Consider the following 22,817-nt stretch of genomic DNA (forward strand, 5'->3'; position numbering starts at 1 on the left):
GCGCTCGTCTCCTGCTGCCCGGTAGCGGGCGAACCGCATAAAAAAAGCGCTGGCAGAAGAAGCCAGCGCTTTTTTCTTTGGAGCCGCGGAAGCCGCTACGCGTCGCTGCCGAGCTGGTCGACGCAGTAGCGCGCGATCGCATCGAGCACGCCGTCGTCTTCTCCGACGGCCGTCGCGCAGCGGATCTCGACGCCCGGATGCGCGGCGCGGCATGCGTCGACGAGTTGCGGCAGGTCGCGGCGCACATGGCCGCCCTGGCCGAAGAACACCGGCACCACGGTGACGCGCGTGCAGCCGGCCGCGACCTGCGCGGCGACGGCCGCATCGAGCGGCGGCGTCATCAATTCGAGGAATGCGAGCGACACGTGCGGCGCGGATTCGCCGGCGCCGCGCAGCCGCGCGGCCAGCCGCTCGAACGGCTCGGCCCAGCGCGGATCGCGTGCGCCGTGACCGAACAGGACGATGCCTTGCGAACTCATGTCGAAGCCTCCGTCGTGACGGCGTTCAGTGCCGGTCGACCCACTTCAGCGCGAACAGGCCGAGCGCGAGATAGATGAGGCCCGGTGTCGCCGCGGTCAGCGGCGCGGGCCACGTATTCAGCGTGCCGATGTGCGAGAACAGCGTGTTGAGCAGCTGGAAGCTCATGCCGAGCATGATGCCGCCGAACACCTTCACGCCGACCACGCCCGCACGCGTATGCAGGTACGCGAACGGCAGCGACAGCACGAGCATCACGAACACCGCGAACGGGTACAGCAGCTTGCGCCACAGCGCGATGTCGTAGCGCTGCGTGTCCTGCTGGTTCTCGCGCAAGTGCTGGATGTAGCGGAACAGGTTGATGATCGACATGCGTTCCGGCGACACGAGCAGCACCGACAGGATCTGCGGCGTCAGGTCCGAGCGCAGCCGGTATTCGGGCAGCGTGACCTGCTGCGACCGGTACACGGGGTTCAGCGCGTCGGCCGGCTGGCCGCTGATCGGCTTGATCGGCGTCAGGATCGTTTCCGTGACGCCCTTGAGCAGCCAGTGGCCGGGCGGCTCGTAGCGGCCCGTCTGCGCGATCCGCACGTTCTGCAGCTGGAATTTCGAGTCGAACTCGTAGATGCGCACGTTGCTGATCGTCGAGTCCGGCGACAGGCTGCCGACGTTGACGAAGCGCGTGACCTGCTCGCCGTTCTCGCGCGCCGCGAGCGTGTCCTTCACCCACACGCCCGACTGGAAGTTCGACGACACCGATGCGCCGAGCGCCTGCAGCCGCACGCGTTCGGACAGCTGGTCGGCATACGGGCCGACGAATTCGCCGATCAGGTAGGTGACGATCACGAGCGGAATGCCGATCTTCAGCAGCGAGCGCAGCGCCTGGTTGGTCGCGAGGCCCGACACGCGGAAGATCGTGAATTCCGAGTTCGCGGCCATCTGCGCGAACACGTAGATCGCGCTGATCAGTGCGGCGACCGGGATGATTTCGTAGAAGCGCGACGGCGTCTGCAGCGCGACGCGCAGCACCGCATAGCCGAACTTGTAGTTGCCGTGCCCGACCGAGTTCAGTTCGCTGATCAGGTCGAAGAAGAAGAACAGACCCGAGAACGCGAACAGGATGAAGACGAACGTGACGTAGATCTGCCGTGCGAAGTATTTTTCATAGAGCCGCATCGATCATGCTCCCGAGCGGCCGAACAGCGCGCGTGTAAACAGCGGACGATTGCGCACGCGCAACCAGAAGATGAACGCGACGATCACCGCGACGATCGCATGCAGCCCGACGAGGCCGACACCGAACGACATCTTGCCCTGTTCGATCTGCGACTGGACGACGTTCAGCAGGTTCGAGTACGTGAGGTAGATCAGCACGGCCATCACGAGGTTGATCGTGCGGCTGCGGCGCGGGTTCTGGTACGACAGCGGGATGCCGAGCACCAGCAGGTTGATCGCGATCAGCGGCAGCCCTGCGCGCCACGCGAATTCCGCGAGGTTGTCGCGCGTCGGGTTGCGCAGCAGGTCCAGCGTCGGCGTGCTGTTGGTGGTCGGCACGTTGGTGACCGGAGTGCTCGTGATCTTCACGCCGTAGCGCTGGAACTCCATGATCTTGAAGTTCGGCTGGCCGGGCGTGCCGTCGTAGCGGCGGCCGTTTTCCAGCACGACGAAGCGATCGCCGTCCTTCGTTTCGGTATGACCCGTCTGCGACACGACGACGTTGACCTTGCCGTTCTCCGTCGACGTGACGAAGACGTTCTGCACCTTGCTCTGGTCCGGCGACATCTTCTCGATGAAGAACACGCGATGGTTCGTCGCCGATTCGCGGAACTGGCCGGGCGCGAGCAGCGAGATTTCGTCGCGCTGCTGAAAGCGCGCCTTGATCATCTTGCTCTGCTGGTTCGACCACGGCCAGCCGACGAACGCGAAGAACGCGATCAGCACGATGATCGGCGTCGCGAACACGCCGATCGGCTTGATCAGGCGCGTGAGGCTCACGCCGGACGCGAGCCACACCACCATTTCGGAGTCCCGGTACCACCGGGTCAGCACGAACAGGATCGACACGAACAACGTGACGACGAGCATCACGGCGAGATAGCCGATCACGGTCAGGCCGATCAGCACGAGCACGTCCCGCGGATCGATTTCGCCGGACGCGGCGTAGCCGACGATGCGGATCATCATCGTCGTGAGCATGATCGTGAGCAGCACCATGAACACGGCGCCAGCCGTATACGCAAGCTCGCGCTGGAGGGAGCGTTCGAAGATCATTCTTGATGAGAAGAGGGCGGGAGGCTGCGCACGCGTGGTGGAGCGCTCGCGCCGCCACGGGAAAAATAGCGGATAATTGCGGCTTTCATCCTTAGCCCAGATTTTATCCGAGGACAAGCGCGATGGACTTTAGCATAAAAGGCTGTGATTGGAGCAAAGGCGAGGCCAAGGGGTTCCTGACCGGGAAGTCCGACTGCATCGTGCTCGGCATCTTCGAGGCGCAGACCCTGTCTGGCGCGGCACTCGACATCGACACGGCCACCAACGGGCTGATCTCGCGCGTGGTGAAGGCCGGCGACATGGACGGCAAGCGCGGCCGGACGCTGTTCCTGCACGAAGTATCGGGCATCGGCGCGTCGCGCGTGCTGCTCGTCGGCCTCGGCAAGCAGGATGCTTTCAATCAGAAAGCCTACAACGACGCAGTGACGGCCGCATGGCGCGCGCTGCTGGCGACGAAGGTCGTGCAGGTCACGTTCTCGCTCGCGCAACCGCCGGTCGACGAGCGCGGCTCCGACTGGGGCGTGCGTGCGGCGATTCTCGCGCTGCGCAACGAGACGTACCGCTTCACGCAGATGAAGAGCAAGCCGGAGCCGGCATCGCACACGCTCAAGCGCGTCGTGTTCAGCGTCGATCCGTCCGACGAAAAGGCGGCGAAGCTGGCGATCAAGCAGGCCGTCGCGCTCGCCAACGGGATGGATCTGACCCGCGATCTGGGCAACCTGCCCGGCAACGTGTGCACGCCGACCTATCTCGGCAACACCGCGAAGAAGATCGCGAAGGATTGGGGCCTGAAGGCCGAGGTGCTCGGCCTGAAGCAGATCCAGGCGCTCAAGATGGGCTCGTTCCTGTCGGTCGCGCGCGCGTCGGTCGAACCGCCGCAGTTCATCGTGCTGCACTACCAGGGCGCCGCCGCGAAGGCCGCGCCGGTCGTGCTGGTCGGCAAGGGCATCACGTTCGACACCGGCGGCATCTCGCTGAAGCCGGGCGAGGGCATGGACGAGATGAAGTACGACATGTGCGGCGCGGGCTCCGTGCTCGGCACGATGCGTGCGATCGCCGAGATGGGCCTGAAGATCAACGTCGTCGCGATCGTGCCGACCTGCGAGAACATGCCGGGCGGCAACGCGACGAAGCCGGGCGACATCGTCACCAGCATGAAGGGGCTGACGATCGAAGTGCTGAACACCGACGCCGAGGGCCGCCTGATCCTGTGCGACGCGCTGACCTACGCGGAGCGCTTCAAGCCGGCCGCGGTGATCGACGTGGCGACGCTGACGGGCGCATGCGTGATCGCGCTCGGCGGCCACAACAGCGGCCTGTTCTCGAAGGACGATGCGCTCGCGGGCGAACTGCTCGACGCGTCGCGCGAGGCGAACGACCCGGCATGGCGCATGCCGCTCGACGACGAGTACCAGGATCAACTGAAGTCGAATTTCGCGGACATCGCGAACATCGGCGGACGTCCGGCCGGTGCCGTGACGGCTGCGTGCTTCCTGTCGCGCTTCACCGAAAGCTACCCGTGGGCGCACCTCGACATCGCGGGCACCGCATGGAAGAGCGGCGCGGCGAAGGGGGCGACCGGTCGTCCGGTGCCGCTGCTCGCGCAGTTCCTGATCGACCGCGCCGGCCAGTAATGGCGGTGCACACGACGATGCAGGTACGCGGGCAATGACGCGAATCGATTTCCATTCGAACGTCGGCGATTCGCTCGCGTACGCGTGCCGGCTGCTGCGCAAGGCCTATCAGGCCGGGCAGCCGGTCGTCGTGCTCGCCGAGCCCGCGCGCCTGCGCGCGCTCGACGAGCGGCTCTGGACCTTCTCGCCGCTCGATTTCATCCCGCATTGCGGCGTCGACAGCGCGCACGCGGCCGGCACGCCGATCGTGCTGACCGCCGATCTCGACCAGGCGCCGCATCATCACGTGCTGCTGAACCTCGGTGCCGCCGTGCCCGCGCAGTTTGCCCGCTTCGAGCGTTTGCTCGAAGTGGTCGGCAATGCGCCGGACGAACTCGCCGCGGGCCGCGACCGCTACCGCTTTTACCGCGATCGCGGATACGCGCTGAACAACTACAAGCAGGGCAGCTAGCCGAACCCGTCGACGGAGCGTTCCCGTGACACAAGCCGACTCATCCTCGATCCCGACGCTGACCGACGTGCTGGTGCCGGGCAAGCCGGTGCCGGCGCGTGCGTCCGCGGCCGATGTGCCGTCGCCGCACGACGATGCCGCCATTCCGGTGCTGACCGACGTGGTTGCGCCGGATCGTGCCGCCGAAGTGCCCGGCGCGCCGCAACGCGCGGAAACCGACCCCGAATCCGTGGTGGTCGAGCCGGTGCCGACGCCGTACGTACCGGCCGTCGAACTGCCGGGCGACAGCGATGCGCCGGCCGAACCCGGCGCCGCGGAGCGCGTCGTCGCGGAGGAATCCGCGGCGATGCCAGCGCCGCTTCGTTCGGCGCTCGCCGCCGACGATTCGCAGCAGCACGCTCTCGCTGCCGTGCCGCACGAGCCGGCGGGGCACACCGATGAAGCAGCATTGCCCGAGGCGCTCGTACCGGCTGCTGACGTGCCGGTTCCGGATCACCTCGCCGGCGCACCGCAGCCGGATGCGAATGCGGCCGCCGCGCTGACGGCGGAAGACGCGCAGCGCATCGCCGAGCGTCTGCGCAACCGTCTGACGAATTATCTGACCGGGGAAGGGCGTGAGGCGATCGAGGCGCGTTGCCGCGACGCGCTGCACGACCATACGGCCTGGCTCGTCGGCCAGGTTACGCGCGAAGTGGCGCTGGCGCTCGAAACGGAAGTGATGGATTGGGTTCGCGACGCGGTCGATGACGAGATCGCCCGCCGCCGGACCGGTCATTCGGGCTGACCGCGCATTCGTTTCGGTGCAGGAGCCGCGGGCGCGGTTCCCGTCGCCACCGGCGAACCTGCCGGCGCGTGCGCGCGCCGGATCATTCTCTTCAATGCGGCTTCAGTGCAGCGACAGCACCCACTGCGCGAGCGTGTGCGCTTCGGCGCTCGTCAGCTGCGTATTGGCGGGCATCGGCACGTTGCTCCACACGCCCACACTGCCGTTCACGATCGACTGCGCGAGATAATCGGCGGCGTTCGCGCGTGCGGCGTACCGGCCGGCAATGTCGCGGAACGACGGACCCATCAACGGCTTGCCGATCGCGTGGCAGGCCAGGCAGTTCTTGCGCTGCGCGAGCGCGAGCCCGTCGGCGCCCGGGTCGGCGTGCGCGGCTGCCGCGCTGCCGGTCAGCAGCATCACGAGCAGCGCGCGCAATATCGTCTGTTTCATGCGGTTCTCCGCCGGCGGGGACGGCCGGCTTCACGGTCCGCGTGCATTATAAGAGTAAAGGGAACGCGTGTTTTACGCGTTTCCCCGGCGGCCGTCTGCAATGGGGTCGCATGACGCCCGACACGCGTCAGCCGGTGACGGCCCCCTTGTTCGCCGGGCGGGCGAGGGCCGCGTACTTGGCCAGCACGCCGCGCGTGTAGCGCGGCGCCGGCTGCGTCCAGGCGGCGCGCCGGCGCGCGAGTTCCGCGTCGTCGACGTTCAGTTGCAGCACCAGCCGGTGCGCATCGATCGTGATCGAGTCGCCTTCCTGCACGAGCGCGATCGTGCCGCCGACGAACGCCTCGGGCGCGACATGGCCGACCACCATGCCCCAGGTACCGCCGGAGAAGCGGCCGTCCGTGATGAAGCCGACCGACTCGCCGAGCCCCTTGCCGACGATCGCCGACGTCGGCGCGAGCATTTCCGGCATGCCGGGGCCGCCTTGCGGGCCGAGATAGCGCAGCACGAGCACGTCGCCCACGCGGATCCGGTCGCCGAGGATGGCATCCATCGCGCTCTGCTCGTCGTCGAACACGCGCGCCGGGCCGGTGATCACCGGGTTCTTCAGGCCGGTGATCTTCGCGACCGCGCCGTCTTCCGCGAGATTGCCCTTCAGGATCGCGAGATGGCCTTCCTTGTACAGCGCGCGATCGATCGGGAAGATCACGTGCTGGTCCGCGCGCGGCACGCCCGGCACGTCCTTCAGTTCCTCGGCGATCGTGCGGCCGGTGATCGTGATGCAGTCGCCGTGCAGCAGCCCCGCATCGAGCAGGATCCGCAGCACCTGCGGGATGCCGCCCGCCTTGTGCAGGTCGGTCGCGACGTACTGGCCCGACGGCTTCAGGTCGCAGATCACCGGCACGCGTTTGCGGATGCGCTCGAAGTCGTCGATCGTCCAGTCGATCTCGGCCGCGTGCGCGATCGCGAGATAGTGCAGCACCGCGTTGGTCGAGCCGCCGGTCGCCATGATCAGCGACACGGCATTCTCGATCGACGCCTTCGTGATGATGTCGCGCGGCTTCAGGTCGCGCTTCACGGCCTCGACCAGCACGCGCGCCGATTCGGCGGCCGAATCGACTTTTTCCTGATCGGGGTTGGCCATCGTCGACGAGTACATCAGCGACATGCCGAGCGCCTCGAACGACGAGCTCATCGTGTTCGCGGTGTACATGCCGCCGCACGAGCCCGACGTCGGACACGCGTTTTTCTCGACGCCGTCGAAATCCTCCTGCGACATCCGGCCCGCGGTGAATTCGCCGACCGCCTCGAACGACGACACGATCGTCAGGTCGCGCCCCTTCCAGTGGCCGGGGCGGATCGTGCCGCCGTACACGTAGATGCCCGGCACGTTCAGGCGCGCGAGCGCGATCATGCCGCCCGGCATGTTCTTGTCGCAGCCGCCGACCACCACCACGCCGTCCATCCACTGGCCCTGCACACAGGTTTCGATGCAGTCGGCGATCACTTCGCGCGACACGAGCGAGTACTTCATCCCCTCCGTGCCCATCGACATGCCGTCCGAGATCGTCGGCGTGCCGAAGATCTGCGGATTCGCGTCGGCCGCCTTCACCGCCGCGACAGCGGCGTCCGACAGGCGCTGCAGGCCCGAGTTGCACGGCGTGATCGTCGAGTGACCGTTCGCGATGCCGATCATCGGCTTGTCGAAATCGTCCTTCTGGTAGCCGAGGGCGTAATACATCGAGCGATTCGGCGAACGGGCCACGCCTTGCGTGATGTGCTTCGAGCGGCGGTTGTACGACATGGGGGACTCCATCGTTGTATTGGCGACGCCCGCGAGCGGTGTGCCGGTTCGGATGAAGCAAGAATGGAGTTTCCGGTTTGGGATGTCCAATATATTATTTGTCGCTTATTAAGTCGTTTTACGAATGAGTGAAGCATGGCCGATCCGACGCCCGACCTGCGCCAGTGGCGCTATTTCGCAACCGTTGCCGACGAGCGCCATTTCGGCCGCGCGGCCGAGCGGCTGTCGATGACGCAGCCGCCGCTGTCGCAGGCGATCCGCTCGCTGGAGGATGCGCTCGGCGTTGCGCTGTTCGTGCGCACCAAGCGTTCGGTCGCGCTGACCGCGGTCGGCGCCGCGCTGCTGCCCGACGTGCACAGGCTGCTCGCGTCGGCCGACGCGCTGCCGCCGCTCGCGCGGCGTCTCGCGCGCGGCGAGGCCGGCTCGTTGTCGCTCGCGTTCGTGTCGACCGCCGATTACGGGCTGCTGCCGGCGCTGCTGCGCGCGTTCGGCGCGCGCTATCCGCAGGTGCGGCTGCAGCTCGCGGAAGCGACGAGCGACGTGCAGATCGACGAACTCGTCGCGGGCCGTATCGACGCCGGGCTCGTGATTCCGCCGGTGCCGCCGCGCCACGCGGCCGGGCTGTCGTACCTGCCGGTCGTGCGCGAGCCGCTGGTGGTCGCGATGCCGGCGTCGGTGGCCTCTAGGGCGCCGGAGGCCGCCGAGGACGAACCCGTGCATCTGGCGGAGGTGGCCGCGCTGCCGCTGGTGATCTTCCCGCGTCGTTTGGCGCCCGGCTTTTATGACATCATTACGGGCTGCTACGGCGCGGCGGGGGAAACCCCGCGCATCGGCCAGGAGGCGATCCAGATGCAGACGATCGTCAGCCTCGTGTCGGCCGGGATGGGCGTCGCACTGGTGCCGCAGTCGTTGCGTAACCTGCGGCGCACCGGCGTGGTCTACCGGCCGCTCGCCGGCGATGCGCCCGTCGTCGAAACGGGCCTCGTGTGGCGCACGGGCGACGTGAGTCCGGTGCTCGCCGGCTTCATTGACGTCGTGCGTGCGCACGGTCTCGCCACGTGACGCGAACGTTGACGTGCCGGCGCCGTCCAATGCGCGGTGCGGGAGCGCCGTACCGCATTCGAAAACTTCATCGCTAACCCATGATCATTCACCCGAATTTCGACCCCGTAGCGATCCATCTCGGGCCGCTCGCCGTGCGCTGGTACGGTCTCATGTATCTCGTCGGCTTCATCGCGGCGATCGTCGTCGGCCGAATCCGCCTGAAGCTGCCGCACGTCGCGGCGCAGGGCTGGACCGCGAAGGACATCGACGACATGATGTTCTACGGCGTGCTCGGCACCGTGCTCGGCGGCCGGCTCGGCTATGTGCTGTTCTACAAGGCCGACTTCTACTTCGCGCATCCGCTCGACGTCTTCAAGGTGTGGGAAGGCGGGATGTCGTTTCACGGCGGCTTCCTCGGCGTGACGCTCGCGATGGTGCTGTTCGCGTGGCAGCGCAAGCGCCACTGGCTGCAGGTCACCGATTTCGTCGCACCGATGGTGCCGACGGGGCTCGCGGCCGGGCGGCTCGGCAACTTCATCAACGGCGAGCTGTGGGGCCGCGTGACGGATCCGCACGCACCGTGGGCGATGATGTTCCCGGGCGCGATGCGCGACGACGCCGCATGGCTGCCGAAGCATCCGGCGCTCGTCGAGAAGTGGCATCTCGCCGACGTGTTCATGCAGTACCAGATGCTGCCGCGTCATCCTTCGCAGCTCTATGAAATCGCGCTCGAGGGCATTACGCTGTTCTTCGTGCTGTTCTTCTTCTCGCGCAAGTCGCGGCCGATGGGCGCCGTGTCCGCGCTGTTCCTGATCGGTTACGGCCTCGCGCGCTTCACCGTCGAATTCGCGCGCGAACCGGACGATTTCCTCGGCCTGCTCGCACTCGGCCTGTCGATGGGGCAGTGGCTGTCGCTGCCGATGATCATCGCGGGCATCGCGCTGATGGTGTGGGCGTATCGCCGCCACGCGAAGCATGCGGCTGCGTAGCCGTCGATGCAGGTAATGCATCGCACGCAAGATCACCCATGAAAAACGCCGGCCCTCGGGCCGGCGTTTTCGCATCCGCCTGCGGCGGCGCGATGCGCGTTACTTCATCTGCACGGAGCCGTTGACCGTTACCGAGACGGTCGCCTTGCCGCCTTCGACCGCGATCGGCGCGCTCATCTTCGCGCTGTCCATCGGTGCCGCGGCCATCGCCATCATGCGCGGATACGGCTGAACGTTGCGGCCGCCGCCGACGTTTACATCGCGGATCGAGTAGCTGCTGTAGCCGAAGGCTTTCGCGGCTTCGTCCGCGCGCGCGCGGAACGACTTGATCGCCTCGGTGGTGAGCTTCTGCTCGGCAGCGCGCTGCGCGTCGGGCGACAGCGAGAATTCGACGTTCGCGACCTGCATCTGGTTCGACAACTGGCCCGCGAGTTTCGACGCCGCCGCGAAATCGCGCGATTCGAGCACGACTTCGGTGCGGCCGCGCCATGCGGAAATCTTCCCGTCGCGATCGGTGCTCGGATACACGGAGAACGCGCCGGTGTGCGCGGTGACGCCCGACACGCCCTTCGCCTGCGCAAGCGCTGCGTCGGCGCGCTGGTTCAGCGCGGACGTGAGGCTGCCCGGATCCTTTGCCTGCTGCTCGTAGAACAGCGTGATGTGGATGATGTCCTGCGGCACGTCGGCGCTGGCCTGCGACGACAGCGACAACACGCCCGCCGGCTCGGGAAAGTGCGGGTTCGCGGTTTGTGCGTGCGCGGCGGGCGACGCGAGCGTCAGCGCGACGGGCACGGCAGCGGCGAGGGCGAGCGACAGCGCGAGTGCGGATTTCTTGGTCATTGTTGGACTCCTTGTGCGAGGGCGCGCACGCGGATCACGCGTGCGCGACGCGGGCGTGCCGCGCGACGGAAAAACCGCCGTCGGCCAGATCGGCGGACGGCGGTTGCTTAGGCTGCGCGAACGCGCCGCGAGTTCCGCGGCAGTGGCGCGCGCTGACCGGATTTGACCTTTCGCGCACGCCTACTTCATCAGCTTTTCGGTGATGAAACGCCATTCCGCACGCGTGACGGGCGTGATCGACAACCGGTTGCCGCGCGCGAGCACGCGCATGTCGGCGAGCGCGTCGTGTTCGCGCAGCGCCGCGAGCGGCACGAGCGGCGACTTCTTCACGAAGCGCACGTCGACGAGCAGCCAGCGCGGCGTTTCCTGCGTCGACTTCGGGTCGTAATACGGGCTTTCCGGATCGAACTGGGTGGGATCGGGGTAGGGCGTCGACGACACTTCGGCAAGGCCCGCGATGCCCGGCTCGGGGCAGCTCGAGTGATAGAACAGCACGCCGTCGCCGATCTTCATCGTGTCGCGCATGAAATTGCGCGCCTGATAATTGCGTACGCCAGTCCACGGCAGCGAGCGCTGCGGTGCGTTCGCGAGATCGTCGATGCTTGCTTCGTCCGGTTCGGACTTCATCAGCCAGTATTGCATGGATCGTGATCGACGCAGAAAGGGCTGCTGCAAAAGGAAACGGCATCGGGAGTTCCCGATGCCGTTGGATAGGCCCCCGCCTTGGCCGCTAGGCCGGCATCCTGAACCTGGGGTTCAGAATTGGTCGCAGTTAGCAGCACTTCGGGTACATCAGACAGAGTGACGCGCGCGCCCGTGCTACAAATTTCCGCAACCGTGCACATGGCATTGGTTCAAGGAATATATGACCTTGGCGAACCAGGCAGGGAAGCTGACTGAACTGTGTTTCGTTGCGCCAATTTGACCACCGTTGATCGCCGAGATCAAGGGGAATCGACGCATCGATCAAACGTTACTGCGTCTCGTGCTGTGCGAGCACCGCGCCGAGCTGTTCGTTCATCTGGTGCATTGTACGACGGATTTCCTCCGCCGGAAATGCTTCACCGTGCCGCACGCTGGTTTGCAGTCGCAGCAATTCGGACGCCAGCGACAATGCAGCCATCACCGCGATGCGATCGATGCCGCGCACCGAACTGTTTGCGCGGATCTTCGACATTTCGGCGTCGACGCGCGCGACGGCCTCGAGCAGCGCCGCTTCGGTCTCGGCCGAACAGGCGAGCCGATAGGGCTGACCGAGAATCGAGACTTCGATCTGCTTGGTGCTCATGCATGTTCTCCGTGGCTGGCCGCGTCATCGCTATCCGTACGCGCCTGCGCGTCGAGCAGATCGAGCTGGTTGTCGGCCTGCTCCGCGCTCTTCGAGCGCGGCAGTTTTTCGAGAATCGCGTTCAGTTTGACCTGGGCGTCGTCGATCTTTGCCGACAGGGTGTCGCGCTCGGCCGCGAGCGCATTGCGTTCCTCGCGCAGTTGCGCGAGTTCCGCGCGGACCGAGTCCGCTTCCGCGCGCAATTGCGCGACTTGCTCCTCGAGCGCGAGCCGTTCCGTGTGATAGCGCTTGTTCAGCGAAATCAGACGGCCAATATTTTGAGATAAGGTTTCGAGTTCGTTGAGCATCTGCTGCGTCCTCTAAAGACCCAGCATTTTAGCGCGGAATAACGCGCATTCCGACATCTGTAACGTTTCCAGTCGTAACACCCCCGCTTCTTGCCTCGAATACGCGCGTCGAGCGTGCTCCGAAACGCGCGCGCGGCCGCTTTCTTGACGCTCGTGCGGCCCGCTCCTAAACTGGCGCCGCCTCGGTGCTCGCGCGTGCGTCGCGCGGTTAAACGGGAAGCAGGGCGCGTACTCCGCCAGGAAAGCGCCAACCTGCGCTGCCCCCGCAACGGTAAGCGGCCGCGTCGTACGACGCAGGCCGGCTCGGGCGTGTCCGACGTGCAGGTTGCGCACGCGGGCACGGGCCACTGCGCGCGACATGCGCGGGAAGGCGAGCCGGTACGCTGCAGCCCGGATACCGGCCGAGGCGAGGGGCCCGCACGGGCTTCGTGACGCGCGGCCTGCGGGGAAGCGGGGCGCGCAGTGCTTCACGGGACTTGTCTTCGATGCTGACCCCAATCGTCCGCACGGCGCTCGGCGCGCAGCGCGGATTGTCGCTCGCCGCCGTCGCGCGGATTGCCGCGCACGCCGATTCGGCGAGATTCGCGGCGACGTGCGCCGTGATGGCGGCCGTGCGTGCCGCCTCGAGCGCCGCGGTCGTCGATGTATCGTGGCCGGCGACGATCGTATCGCGCGTGCCGCGCGCGCTCGCGGATGCGGCCGCGCAGTGCGCCGGATTCGATACGCAGGATCTCGCCGCGCGTGCGGACACCGACCCGATACGGCGGCTTCCACTATATTGCGCAGAACGTCGGCTGCACGCAGGTGCCGCGGCCCGCCGGAGCGTCGCGGCATCAAGCCGGTACGGCCGACGCGCGGCGGGGCGCGAGGTCGCGGGATGCGGCTCGGCGGCCACGGGATGGGCGACGTCGCGGTGCGCGATGACATTGCCGCGTCGCGATACGCCCGCGAACGCTTCAACAACCCCTTGTTCCATAAGGATGACGAGCTTGCGTACCCCCACAACACGCGAAAGCGCCGCGACCGTGCCGCGTTCGGCCGGCAACGGCGCTCAGCGGATGCGTCGCACGTCGTGCGCGATGCCGCACAGCGCATGAGCGCCGCTCGGGCCGCCACGATCTGGGGCGCGCTGGCGGTCGCGGTCGCGTTGCTGTTCGTCGCGTCGCTGTCGATCGGCAGCGTGCCGATGTCGCCGTGGCAAGCGCTCGCGTCGCTCGTCCCGCATGGTGGCGATGCGCTGTTCGCCGACATCGTGCGCACGTTGCGGCTGCCGCGCGCACTCGCCGGCTTCGCATGCGGCGCGCTGCTCGCGCTGGCCGGTGCGCTGCTGCAGGTGCTGCTGCGCAATCCGCTCGCGGAGCCGTACGTGCTCGGCGTGTCCGGCGGCGCGGCCGGCTTCGCGCTCGTCGCGATGATCGCGGGTGCCGCATGGTGGCTCGTCGATGCGTCGGCGTTCGCCGGCTCGCTCGTGTCGGTCGCGCTGGTGCTCGGGCTGGCTCGCCGCGAGCTGTGGCGCGGCGATTCGCGCGATGCGTCGCCGCGGCTGCTGCTCACCGGGGTCGTGATTGCGGCGGGATGGGGCGCGCTCGTCACGCTGCTGCTGTCGCTCGCGCCCGACGGCCGGCTGCGCGGCATCCTCTTCTGGCTGACGGGCGACCTGAACGGCGTGACGGCGCCGTGGTTCGCATGGGGGGCGCTGCTGCTGGCCGCGTGCATCGCACTGCCTGCCGCGCCGCAGCTGAACGTGCTGCTGCGCGGCGACGCGACCGCGCTCGCGCTCGGCGTGCCGGTCGCGCGACTGCGGGTGCGGATCTACCTCGTCGCGTCGCTGGCGGCCGCAGCGGCGGTGACGACGGCCGGCACGATCGGCTTCGTCGGTCTCGTCGTTCCGCATGCGCTGCGGCTTGCGTTCGGCAACGACCAGCGCATGCTGCTGCCTGCGGCGATGCTCGCGGGCGGCGGCGGCGTGATGGCGGCCGATCTGCTCGCGCGCACCGCGATTGCACCCGCGCAATTGCCCGTCGGCGTGATGACCGCGTTGATCGGCGTGCCGGTGTTCCTGTGGATGTTGCTGAGGAGGCCGATGCGATGATGCTCACCGCACCGCGCACCGCGGGCGACATGACGTACACGGCGGCCGGCGTGACGCTGAAGGCCGGCGACCGGACGCTGCTCGACGGTTTCACGCAGACGTTCCGGCCGGGCGAGATCTGGTGTGTCGCCGGGCCGAACGGCGCCGGCAAGACGACGCTGCTCGCGACGCTCGCGGGGCTGCAGCCGCCGGCCGGCGGCCAGGTCGAGATCGACGGCCGGCCGCTTGCCGCATGGCCGCCCGAACAGCTCGCGCAGCGCCGTGCGTTGATGCCGCAGCAACTGCACGACGCGTTCAGCGCGACGGTATTCGATACGGTGCTGCTGAACCGCTTTCCGTATCTCGGCGGCTGGGGGTGGGAGCGTGACGGCGACCGCGCGGCGGCGCGCGATGCGCTCGCGACGTTCGGGCTGACCGCGCTCGCATCGCGTGACGTGCTGTCGCTGTCCGGCGGCGAGCGCCAGCGCGTCGCGCTGGCCGCGACGCTGTGCCAGGATGCGCCGCTGATGCTGCTCGACGAGCCGCTCGCGCATCTCGACCTGCATCACCAGATCGATTGCCTGGGCGCGCTGACCGCATGGCTCGACGCGGGTCCGCGCACGGTGCTGTTCTCGTGCCACGACCTGAATCTCGCGCGGCGTTTCGCGACGCACGCGCTGTTGCTCGACGGCCGCGGCCGTGCGTGGGCCGGCCCCGTGCACGACGTGCTGACGCCGGCGCGAGCGAGCGAGGCCTTCGGCTATCCGCTCGTGCTGATCCGCGAGAACGGCCGCGATGCGCTGCTGCCTGCGTGGCCCGAGCGGCGATGATCTTCCTTCTTTCGATGCGCGGCACCGGCCGCGCCAACGAGGCAACCTTCCGATGACGAACCCGACCGACTTCCCGCCCGCGATCGCACCGCTCGACGACACGCTGCGCAAGCGCCTGCAGCATGTGATCGATCACAAGACCAAGCCGCCCGGCAGCCTCGGCCAGCTGGAGGCGATCGCGTTGCAGATCGGGCTGATCCAGCGCACCGAGCGGCCGCATGTGCAGCGTCCCGTGACGATCGTGTTCGCAGGCGACCACGGGATCGCGGCAGAAGGCGTGAGCCCGTATCCGCAGTCGGTCACCGCGCAGATGGTGGCGAACTTCCTGGCGGGCGGCGCGGCGATCAACGCGTTCTCCGGCGTCGCGCAGAGTGCGCTCGAGATCGTCGATGCCGGCGTCGCGTCGCCGCTGCCGGTATCCGACCGGCTGGTGTCGCTGCCGGTCGCGCGCGGCACGCGCAACTTCGCGGTCGAGCCCGCGATGACGCGCGACGAGGCGAACACCGCGCTCGCGGCCGGCGCCGCACGCGTACGCCTGCATGCATCGCTCGGCACGAACGTGATCGGCTTCGGCGAAATGGGGATCGCGAACACGTCGTCGGCCGCGTGCCTGATGAGCCGGCTGCTCGACGTGCCGATCGATGCGTGCGTCGGGCGCGGCACGGGGCTCGACGACCAGGGGCTCGCGCACAAGCGCGCGGTGCTCGGCCGCGCGCTCGTCAGGCATTCGCACGCGATCGCGCCGATCGACGTGCTCGCGACGTTCGGCGGCTTCGAGATCGCGATGATGACGGGAGCGTATCTCGCGGCCGCGAGCGAGCGGATGACGATCCTCGTCGACGGCTTCATCGCGACGTCCGCGTTGCTCGTCGCGGAACGCATCGCGCCCGGCGTGCGCGACTACTGCGTGTTCTCGCATGCGTCGCACGAGGCCGGGCACCGGCGCATGCTCGAGCATTTCGGCGCGAAGCCGCTGCTCGCGCTCGACCTGCGGCTCGGCGAAGGCACGGGCGCGGCACTCGCGCTGCCGCTCGTGCGCGCGGCGGCCGCGTTCCTCGCCGAGATGGCGAGCTTCGAGTCCGCCGGCGTCGACAACCGTGACGCCTGAGCGCGCGCGCGGCGTACGCGCCGAACTGCGCTATTTCTTCGTCGCGCTCGGCTATTTCACGCGCGTGCCGGTGCCGCGCGCGATCGGCTACGAGGCGGGCGATCTCGACCAGGCAGCGCGCTATTTCCCGCTGATCGGCGCCTGCGTCGGCGCGTGGGGCGCGCTCGTCTATCTCGCCGCGCTGCGCGTGCTGCCGGCGTCGATCGCGGTCGGACTGTCGATGGCCGCGACGCTGCTCGCGACCGGCGCGTTTCACGAGGACGGTCTCGCCGACAGCTGCGATGCGTTCGGCGGCGGTTACGCGCGCGACGACGTGCTGCGGATCATGCACGATTCGCGGATCGGCACGTTCGGCGCGGTCGCGCTCGTGATCGCGCTTGGGCTGAAATGGCAGGCGCTTGCCGCGATGCCGCCGCTGCGCGCCGCCTGGACGATGATCGCCGCGCATGCGGCGAGCCGTGCGGCGGCGGTGAGCCTGCTGATATCGCTCGACTACGTTCGTCCGGAGGGCAAGGCGAAGCCGGTTGCGCAGCGCATGGGCGCGCGCTCGGCATGGGTCGCGGCCGTGTTCGGGCTGCCGTGGCTGTTCTGGCCGGACTGGCGCGCGGGCCTCGCCGCGTTCGTCGCGCTCGTGCTCGTGCGCGCATGGGCGGCCCGCTATTTCGTGAAGCGGATCGGCGGGTATACGGGCGACTGTCTCGGCTTCGCCCAGCAACTGAGCGAGCTTGCAATCTATCTGGTGGTGCTCGGATGGATGTCGTCCTGATTCGCCATCCGGCCGTCGCCGTCGAGCCCGGCGTCTGTTACGGACGCAGCGACGTGCCGCTCGCCGCACCGGCCGAGCCGGGTGCGCTTGCCGTACGCGGCCATCTGCTGGCGCTTGGGGCGCCGGCGCCCGCACAGGTCTGGACGAGCCCGCTGATGCGCTGCGCATCGGTTGCCGGCCGGCTTGCGCAGGCGTTCGACGTGCCGCTGCGGTGCGATGCGGGCTGGCAGGAAATGGACTTCGGCACGTGGGAAATGCAGCGCTGGGACGCTATCGACCGCGCGGCGCTCGATGCGTGGGCGGCTGATCTGATGCATGCGTGCGCGCACGGCGGCGAGAGCGTCGCGCGGTTCGCCGCGCGTGTCGCGCGAGTGGCCGATGCGCTCACGCAGGCCGACGCGCCGCACTGGGCGCTCACGCATGCGGGCGTGATTCGCGCGTTCGCGTCGCACGCTTTGCGCGTGCCGCTCGATACGCTGCTGTCGCGACCGGTGCCGACGGGCGGTGTCGTCTGGTTGCGTGCGGACGATGCGGCGCGAACCTGGGCAGTCGTGCACTGGGATGCGTAGGCGATCGCGCACCGGTGTGCCGCCGGCTCGCGATCGTGCGTGCTTCGGCAGCGCAAAGGCATGCCGTCACCCGAATCAGCGTGCCGGCCGCCGTGTTCGCGCGGTGTCGAGATCCTCGCACAGCGCAGCCGCGCCCTGAGCGATCCGCGGCGACGGTCGCGTCAGCAGATCGCCGTCGATCGCGAACAGGTTGTTGCGCGCCACGGCCGTCATCGCGGGCCATGCGCGCCAGCGCGCGAGGCTCGGCAGCGGCGCGTCCGAGCGCGTCGCGCCGGCGCTCGTCGTCACGATCGCTTCCGGATTCGCGGCCAGCACGGCTTCGTCGGTGACGGTCGGCACGAGCGGCTTCAGCGCGGCGAACACGTTACGGCCGCCGCACAGCGCGATCACGTCGTTGATCAGATGATCGCCGTTGAGCGTCATCAGCGGCCGGTCCCAGACCTGGAAGAACATCGTGACGGGCGGCCGCGTCGCGTAACGCGCGCGCAGCGCCGCGATGTCGCGCGAGAACGATGCGGCGGCGGCATCGGCCGCCGGCTCCGTGCCGAGCAACGTACCGAGCCGGCGCAGCGACGACGCCACGTCGTCGAGATGCTTCGGTTCGCTGAAGAACAGCGGGATGTGCAACGCACGCAGCGCGTCGATCTGCCGTTCGGCGTTGCCGTGCCGCCAGACGACGATCAGGTCCGGCTTCAGCACGGCGATCCGCTCGAGGTCGAGCGCCTTGTTGTCGCCGACGCGCGGCACGGCCTGCGCGGCGGGCGGATAGTCGCTGTACGTGACCGTGCCGACGAGCTTCGCGCCGCCGCCGGCCGCGTAGACCAGCTCGGTCGCGTGCGGCGCGAGACTGATCACGCGCTGCGCGGGCGCCGGCAGCGTGACGGTATTGCCGGCATCGTCGCGGGTCGTGACGTCGGCGTGAGCGAAGGATACGTGCGCGAGCGCGGCCATCATCGCGAGCGGCTGCAGCCGGCGGAGCGTGCGGGCGTTCATGCGGATTCCCGTTGTAACGTCGGGACGCACTGCGCGAGCGCCTCGATCACGCGCTGCCATTCGGCTTCGCAGCCCGGCAGGCCGATGCGCACGCTCGACGGTTGCGGGAAGTGCCGCGTCCAGATCCCGTGCGCGGCGAGCGCCGCATGCAGCGCGGCCGCGCGCGGGTCGTCGGTCCAGCTGAAGAGCGGTGTCGCGCGCACCGTGAAGCCGTGCGCGCGCAACAGCGCGGCGAGCCGTTCACCGTCCGCGGCGAGCCGTTCGCGCGCGGCGGCCTGCCACGCACGATCGCCGAACGCGGCGACGACCGCATGACGTGCGGGGCCGCTTACGGTCCATGCGCCGAGCGTGTCGCGCAATACGGCGATGTGCGCCTCGCATGCGAGCACGAAGCCCGCGCGGATGCCGGCGAGACCGAAGAACTTGCCGACCGAGCGCAGCACGACGAGGCCCGCGCGGTCCGCGTATTGCGCGAGCGACGGCGTGGCGCCGGTATCCGCGAACGCTTCGTCGACGATCAGCGTGCCGCCGCGTGCCGACAGCTGCGCATGCCAGCCGAGCAGGCGTTCGGCCGGAACGAAATCGGCCGTCGGATTATTCGGATTCCCGACGATGACGTGACGCAGCGTCGCGGGCAGCACGTCCACGCCGATGTCGAGCGGCACGACGCGATGGCCGTGACGCGCGAATGCCGGCGCGTATTCGCCATACGCGAGCGCCGCGATGCCGGCGTCGCCGGCCGGCAGCAGCGCGGGCAATGCGCGGATCGCGGCCTGGCTGCCGGCAACCGGCAGCACGTGCGCGGCATCGGGCGCGCCGTAGTAGCGGGCCGCGCATGCGGCGAGCGCGTCGCCGTCGTCGGGGAGCCGGCGCCATGCGTCGGCCGGCACGGGCGGCACCGGATAGCCGACCGGATTGATGCCGGTCGACAGGTCGAGCCACGCGTCGTACGGAATGCCGTGGCGGCGTGCGGCTTCGTGCAGGTTGCCGCCGTGCGGGATGCGTGCGTCAGACATGATGGGTAGCGAGGATGAGGGCGCCGCTCGCGACGAGCAGCGCGAGCCACAGCGCGAGCGTGCGCGTGACGAGCGACAGCGCGGCGACGACGTGCGCGGCCGTCGCGGGCGCGCCGGTGCCGAGCGCGGGACGATCCTCGATTGCGCCGTGATAGACGGCCGGGCCGCCGAGCTGCACGTTCAGGCTGCCGGCGCCCGCGGCCATCACGGGGCCGGCATTCGGGCTGTCCCAGTGACGCGCCTGCGTGCGCCAGCAGCGCCACGCGGCAGCGGTGTCGCCGAGCAGCGCATAGCTCGCGGCGGTGAGGCGCGCGGGGATCCAGTTCAGGGCGTCGTCCAGGCGTGCGGCGGCCCAGCCGAAGGTCAGGAAGCGCGGCGTGCGATAGCCCCACATCGCATCGAGCGTGTTCGCGAGCCGGAACAGCAGCGCACCGGGGCCGCCCGCGACGACGAACCAGAAGAGCGCGCCGAAGATCGCATCGTTGCCGTTCTCCAGCGCCGATTCGACGGCCGCGCGCGACAGCGCGCCTTCGTCGGCTTCGCTCGTGTCGCGCGAGACGATGCGCGCGGTCAGCGCGCGCGCGGCGTCGAGATCGTGCCGCAGCAGCGCGGCGGCGATCGGCGCGACGTGGTCGGCGAGGCTTTTCGCACCGAGCGCGAACCACAGCAGCGCGACGTGCAGCGCCGCCGCGAGCGGCCAGGGCAGCACGGCCGCGAGCCACGCCGCGACGGCCACCGGCGGCAGTACGGCCGCGCTCCATGCGGCCACGCCGACCACGCGGCCGCGCCGGCCGGTGTTCATCGCGCCTTCGATGCGCGCGGCGAGCCGGCCGAACGCGACGAGCGGATGCCAGCCGGCCGGTTCGCCGAACATGCGATCGACGATCGCGGCCGCGACCGCAAGCATCGCGACGATCGGCAGCGACAGCATCAGCATGACGGCGCTCCGGCCTTGAGTTCGAGCGGCAGTCCGGCGACCAGCAGCGTCACGCGCGTCGCGAGTGCGGCGACGCGCTGGTTCAGGCGTCCGAGCTCGTCGACGTAGCGGCGCGTGACCGAACCGAGCGGTACGACGCCGAGCCCGATTTCGTTGCTGACGACGATCACTTTCGCGCGGGCGCTGCGCAACGCGTGTTCGAGCTGCGCGACCTGCGCCGCGTACCGCGCATCGTCGAGCGGTTCGCCGTCGAGCGGGCAAAGCAGGTTCGTGAGCCACAGCGTGAGGCAGTCGACGAGCAGGCACGCGCGCGGATCGTCGAGTCGCGCGAGCGTGCCGGCGAGATCGACGGGCGCGTCGGCGAAGCCCCAGTCGGCCGGCCGGCGCGCGCGATGATGCGCGATGCGCTGTTCGAATTCGGCGTCAGAGGCCGTCGCGGTCGCGGTGGCGATATAGGTGACGGGGCGGCCGCTGTCGGCGGCGAGCCGCTCGGCATGCGCGCTCTTGCCCGAGCGTGCGCCGCCGAGAACGAAGGTGAGGTCGTGCGGAATCATCGCGTGATTGTAACGGCGCGCGCGATAATGCGGCCTTCGCTTCGCCACGACTTTGCATACGATGAACGCACCCGAACCGCGGCCGCGCGGCACGTTGATGATCCAGGGCACGACGTCCGACGCGGGCAAGAGCACGCTCGTCGCCGGCCTGTGCCGCCTCGCGCGCCGTGCGGGCGCGCGTGTCGCGCCGTTCAAGCCGCAGAACATGGCGCTCAACAGCGCGGTGACGGCCGACGGCGGCGAGATCGGCCGCGCGCAGGCGCTGCAGGCGCTTGCCGCGGGCGTCGCGCCGCACACCGATTTCAACCCGGTGCTGCTGAAGCCGACGAGCGATCGCGGCGCGCAGGTGATCATTCACGGCAAGGCGCGCGCGAACCTCGATGCGCGGGCGTATCACGACTACAAGCCGGTCGCGTTCGACGCGGTGCTGGAGTCGTACGCGCGGCTGCGCGCCGGCTACGACACGGTGCTCGTCGAAGGCGCGGGCAGCCCGGCCGAGATCAACCTGCGCGAAGGCGACATCGCGAACATGGGCTTCGCCGAGCGGGTGGATTGCCCGGTCGTGCTCGTGGCCGACATCGACCGCGGCGGCGTGTTCGCGCACCTCGTCGGCACGCTCGCATGCCTGTCGGACAGCGAGCGCGCGCGCGTGCGCGGCTTCGTGATCAATCGCTTTCGCGGCGATTTCAAGCTGCTCGAACCGGGCCTCGACTGGCTGCGCGCGCAGACAGGCAAGCCGGTGTTCGGCGTGTTGCCGTACCTGCACGGGCTGCTGCTCGATGCCGAGGACATGCTGCCGTCGCAGGCGCGCAGCGCCGCCGCGCGCGGCGACGCCGGCGTGCTGCGCGTGGTGGTGCCCGCGCTGCCGCGCATCAGCAATCACACCGATTTCGATCCGCTGCGCGCGCATCCGCAGGTCGAATTCACGTACTGGAAGAGCGGGCCGGTGCCGGATGCCGACCTGCTGATCCTGCCCGGCTCGAAAAGCGTGCAGCGCGATCTCGCGTGGCTGCGCGAGGCCGGCTGGGACCCGGTGATCCGCCGGCACTTGCGCTATGGCGGCAAGGTGATCGGCATCTGCGGCGGGATGCAGATGCTCGGTTGCACGCTGGACGATCCGCTCGGCCTCGAAGGCGCGCCGGGCAGCGTGCCGGGGCTCGGGCTGCTCGACTTCGACACGACGCTGCAGCCGGACAAGACGCTGAAGAACGTGACCGGGCGTCTCGCGCTGCCGGGCGCGGCCGCCGTGCACGGCTACGAGATCCACATGGGCGACACGCGCGGGCCCGCGCTGGCGGCGCCCGCGCTGGAGCTGGCGGACGGCGCCGCGCCGGGCGGCCTGCGCACGGACGGCGCGGTGTCGGCCGACGGGCGGATTCTCGCGACCTACGTGCACGGGCTGTTCGACGCGCCCGACGCGTGCGCGGCACTGCTCGCGTGGGCCGGGCTCGACGGCGCGGAGCGCATCGACTACCCGGCGCTGCGCGAGGCGTCGCTGGAGCGTCTGGCCGATTCGTTCGCCGAGCATCTCGACCTGCGCGCGCTGTACGCGGAATTCCGCTGACGCACGGACGCCGCGGCCTGGCTTTTTCCGCCGGATCGCATACAACTCAGG

General features: G+C 69.0%; 25 protein-coding genes, 1 other RNA gene and 1 riboswitch. Of the genes, 12 read left to right on the forward strand and 14 right to left on the reverse strand.

The genetic code is table 11. The features are described 5' to 3' along the window. Positions 1–95 precede the first annotated feature (95 nt). Genes BME24068_RS01520 through lptF form a run of 3 tightly spaced genes read right to left on the reverse strand, consistent with a single transcriptional unit; the run spans position 96 to position 2,748 of the window. Positions 96–479, reverse strand: coding sequence for a sirohydrochlorin chelatase (locus BME24068_RS01520; RefSeq protein WP_096502261.1), 384 nt, complete (start codon positions 477–479; stop codon positions 96–98). Between the two features lie 25 nt (positions 480–504). Then, the gene (gene lptG / locus BME24068_RS01525; protein WP_174924955.1) at positions 505–1,653 is read right to left on the reverse strand and encodes an LPS export ABC transporter permease LptG; all 1,149 of its coding nucleotides are present in this window, start codon (positions 1,651–1,653) and stop codon (positions 505–507) included. Between the two features lie 3 nt (positions 1,654–1,656). Then, entirely contained in the window at positions 1,657–2,748 is a 1,092-nt protein-coding gene (gene lptF / locus BME24068_RS01530) for an LPS export ABC transporter permease LptF (protein WP_096502257.1), read from the reverse strand. Positions 2,749–2,870: 122 nt separating this feature from the next. Between lptF and BME24068_RS01535 the strand changes: the two genes are divergently transcribed. From BME24068_RS01535 to BME24068_RS01545, 3 genes are read left to right on the forward strand one after another with little or no spacing between them, the layout of a single operon-like run. Beyond that, entirely contained in the window at positions 2,871–4,382 is a 1,512-nt protein-coding gene (locus tag BME24068_RS01535) for a leucyl aminopeptidase (RefSeq protein ID WP_096502255.1), read from the forward strand. A gap of 34 nt (positions 4,383–4,416) precedes the next feature. Beyond that, positions 4,417–4,833: a DNA polymerase III subunit chi gene (locus BME24068_RS01540; RefSeq protein ID WP_057926038.1), complete on the forward strand. Its 417-nt coding sequence runs from the start codon at positions 4,417–4,419 to the stop codon at positions 4,831–4,833. A gap of 25 nt (positions 4,834–4,858) precedes the next feature. Beyond that, positions 4,859–5,617 carry a DUF2486 family protein gene (locus BME24068_RS01545; RefSeq protein WP_174924956.1) on the forward strand — a complete coding sequence of 253 codons (759 nt, stop codon included), beginning with the start codon at positions 4,859–4,861 and terminating at the stop codon, positions 5,615–5,617. A 102-nt stretch (positions 5,618–5,719) separates the two neighbouring features. Here the strand turns inward: BME24068_RS01545 and BME24068_RS01550 are convergent, their stop codons facing one another. Together BME24068_RS01550 and ilvD are read right to left on the reverse strand one after the other, a co-directional pair. Further along, complete coding sequence (locus tag BME24068_RS01550) at positions 5,720–6,049, reverse strand: c-type cytochrome (protein ID WP_096502251.1); 330 nt, start codon at positions 6,047–6,049, stop codon at positions 5,720–5,722. A 127-nt stretch (positions 6,050–6,176) separates the two neighbouring features. Continuing rightward, positions 6,177–7,850, reverse strand: a complete 1,674-nt coding sequence (gene ilvD, locus BME24068_RS01555; protein WP_174924957.1) for a dihydroxy-acid dehydratase — start codon at positions 7,848–7,850, stop codon at positions 6,177–6,179. Positions 7,851–7,985: 135 nt separating this feature from the next. On the opposite strand from ilvD, the gene BME24068_RS01560 reads away from it, so the two are divergent. After that, complete coding sequence (locus tag BME24068_RS01560; protein ID WP_096502247.1) at positions 7,986–8,912, forward strand: LysR family transcriptional regulator; 927 nt, start codon at positions 7,986–7,988, stop codon at positions 8,910–8,912. 80 nt (positions 8,913–8,992) lie between these two features. Then, positions 8,993–9,883, forward strand: coding sequence for a prolipoprotein diacylglyceryl transferase (lgt, locus tag BME24068_RS01565; protein ID WP_096502245.1), 891 nt, complete (start codon positions 8,993–8,995; stop codon positions 9,881–9,883). Between the two features lie 99 nt (positions 9,884–9,982). Here lgt and BME24068_RS01570 read toward each other — a convergent pair whose 3' ends face one another. The 5 genes from BME24068_RS01570 to BME24068_RS01590 all read right to left on the reverse strand — a co-directional run bounded on the left by BME24068_RS01570 (position 9,983) and on the right by BME24068_RS01590 (position 12,358). Continuing rightward, positions 9,983–10,723 (reverse strand): SIMPL domain-containing protein, encoded by a 741-nt coding sequence (locus BME24068_RS01570; protein ID WP_096502243.1) that lies wholly within the window; start codon positions 10,721–10,723, stop codon positions 9,983–9,985. Between the two features lie 180 nt (positions 10,724–10,903). Further along, the gene (locus BME24068_RS01575; RefSeq protein ID WP_096502241.1) at positions 10,904–11,365 is read right to left on the reverse strand and encodes an EVE domain-containing protein; all 462 of its coding nucleotides are present in this window, start codon (positions 11,363–11,365) and stop codon (positions 10,904–10,906) included. A gap of 69 nt (positions 11,366–11,434) precedes the next feature. Next, a non-coding RNA gene (gene ssrS / locus BME24068_RS01580) (6S RNA) lies at positions 11,435–11,616 on the reverse strand. Positions 11,617–11,696: 80 nt separating this feature from the next. Then, positions 11,697–12,011 (reverse strand): cell division protein ZapA, encoded by a 315-nt coding sequence (locus BME24068_RS01585; RefSeq protein WP_096502239.1) that lies wholly within the window; start codon positions 12,009–12,011, stop codon positions 11,697–11,699. Then, positions 12,008–12,358 (reverse strand): ATPase, encoded by a 351-nt coding sequence (locus BME24068_RS01590; protein ID WP_096502237.1) that lies wholly within the window; start codon positions 12,356–12,358, stop codon positions 12,008–12,010. The genes BME24068_RS01585 and BME24068_RS01590 overlap by 4 nt, the downstream gene beginning before the upstream one ends. Positions 12,359–12,524: 166 nt before the next feature. After that, a riboswitch (cobalamin riboswitch) is annotated at positions 12,525–12,778 on the forward strand. Between the two features lie 8 nt (positions 12,779–12,786). On the opposite strand from BME24068_RS01590, the gene BME24068_RS01595 reads away from it, so the two are divergent. The 6 genes from BME24068_RS01595 to cobC are packed head-to-tail and all read left to right on the forward strand — an operon-like array spanning position 12,787 to position 17,702. Next, positions 12,787–13,455: a hypothetical protein gene (locus BME24068_RS01595; protein WP_174924958.1), complete on the forward strand. Its 669-nt coding sequence runs from the start codon at positions 12,787–12,789 to the stop codon at positions 13,453–13,455. Then, complete coding sequence (locus tag BME24068_RS01600) at positions 13,452–14,450, forward strand: FecCD family ABC transporter permease (RefSeq protein ID WP_096502502.1); 999 nt, start codon at positions 13,452–13,454, stop codon at positions 14,448–14,450. Before BME24068_RS01595 ends, BME24068_RS01600 begins: the two co-directional genes overlap by 4 nt. Beyond that, positions 14,447–15,259, forward strand: coding sequence for an ABC transporter ATP-binding protein (locus tag BME24068_RS01605; protein ID WP_174924959.1), 813 nt, complete (start codon positions 14,447–14,449; stop codon positions 15,257–15,259). Before BME24068_RS01600 ends, BME24068_RS01605 begins: the two co-directional genes overlap by 4 nt. Positions 15,260–15,311: 52 nt before the next feature. Then, positions 15,312–16,367 (forward strand): nicotinate-nucleotide--dimethylbenzimidazole phosphoribosyltransferase, encoded by a 1,056-nt coding sequence (gene cobT / locus BME24068_RS01610; RefSeq protein WP_096502233.1) that lies wholly within the window; start codon positions 15,312–15,314, stop codon positions 16,365–16,367. Further along, positions 16,357–17,133, forward strand: a complete 777-nt coding sequence (locus BME24068_RS01615) for an adenosylcobinamide-GDP ribazoletransferase (protein ID WP_096502231.1) — start codon at positions 16,357–16,359, stop codon at positions 17,131–17,133. Before cobT ends, BME24068_RS01615 begins: the two co-directional genes overlap by 11 nt. Then, positions 17,118–17,702 carry an alpha-ribazole phosphatase gene (gene cobC, locus BME24068_RS01620; protein WP_174924960.1) on the forward strand — a complete coding sequence of 195 codons (585 nt, stop codon included), beginning with the start codon at positions 17,118–17,120 and terminating at the stop codon, positions 17,700–17,702. The genes BME24068_RS01615 and cobC overlap by 16 nt, the downstream gene beginning before the upstream one ends. Before the next feature lie 75 nt (positions 17,703–17,777). Here cobC and BME24068_RS01625 read toward each other — a convergent pair whose 3' ends face one another. From BME24068_RS01625 to cobU, 4 genes are read right to left on the reverse strand one after another with little or no spacing between them, the layout of a single operon-like run. Next, complete coding sequence (locus BME24068_RS01625; protein WP_174924961.1) at positions 17,778–18,695, reverse strand: cobalamin-binding protein; 918 nt, start codon at positions 18,693–18,695, stop codon at positions 17,778–17,780. Further along, the gene (cobD, locus tag BME24068_RS01630) at positions 18,692–19,711 is read right to left on the reverse strand and encodes a threonine-phosphate decarboxylase CobD (protein WP_174924962.1); all 1,020 of its coding nucleotides are present in this window, start codon (positions 19,709–19,711) and stop codon (positions 18,692–18,694) included. Before cobD ends, BME24068_RS01625 begins: the two co-directional genes overlap by 4 nt. After that, positions 19,704–20,648, reverse strand: a complete 945-nt coding sequence (gene cbiB / locus BME24068_RS01635; RefSeq protein WP_174924963.1) for an adenosylcobinamide-phosphate synthase CbiB — start codon at positions 20,646–20,648, stop codon at positions 19,704–19,706. Before cbiB ends, cobD begins: the two co-directional genes overlap by 8 nt. After that, positions 20,642–21,202 (reverse strand): bifunctional adenosylcobinamide kinase/adenosylcobinamide-phosphate guanylyltransferase, encoded by a 561-nt coding sequence (gene cobU, locus BME24068_RS01640; RefSeq protein ID WP_096502500.1) that lies wholly within the window; start codon positions 21,200–21,202, stop codon positions 20,642–20,644. Before cobU ends, cbiB begins: the two co-directional genes overlap by 7 nt. A 61-nt stretch (positions 21,203–21,263) precedes the next feature. Between cobU and BME24068_RS01645 the strand changes: the two genes are divergently transcribed. After that, positions 21,264–22,766: a cobyric acid synthase gene (locus BME24068_RS01645; protein ID WP_174924964.1), complete on the forward strand. Its 1,503-nt coding sequence runs from the start codon at positions 21,264–21,266 to the stop codon at positions 22,764–22,766. Positions 22,767–22,817 lie beyond the last annotated feature (51 nt).

Origin of the sequence: Burkholderia anthina, assembly GCF_902498995.1 — a bacterium.
In the GTDB taxonomy this organism is placed as follows: domain Bacteria; phylum Pseudomonadota; class Gammaproteobacteria; order Burkholderiales; family Burkholderiaceae; genus Burkholderia; species Burkholderia anthina.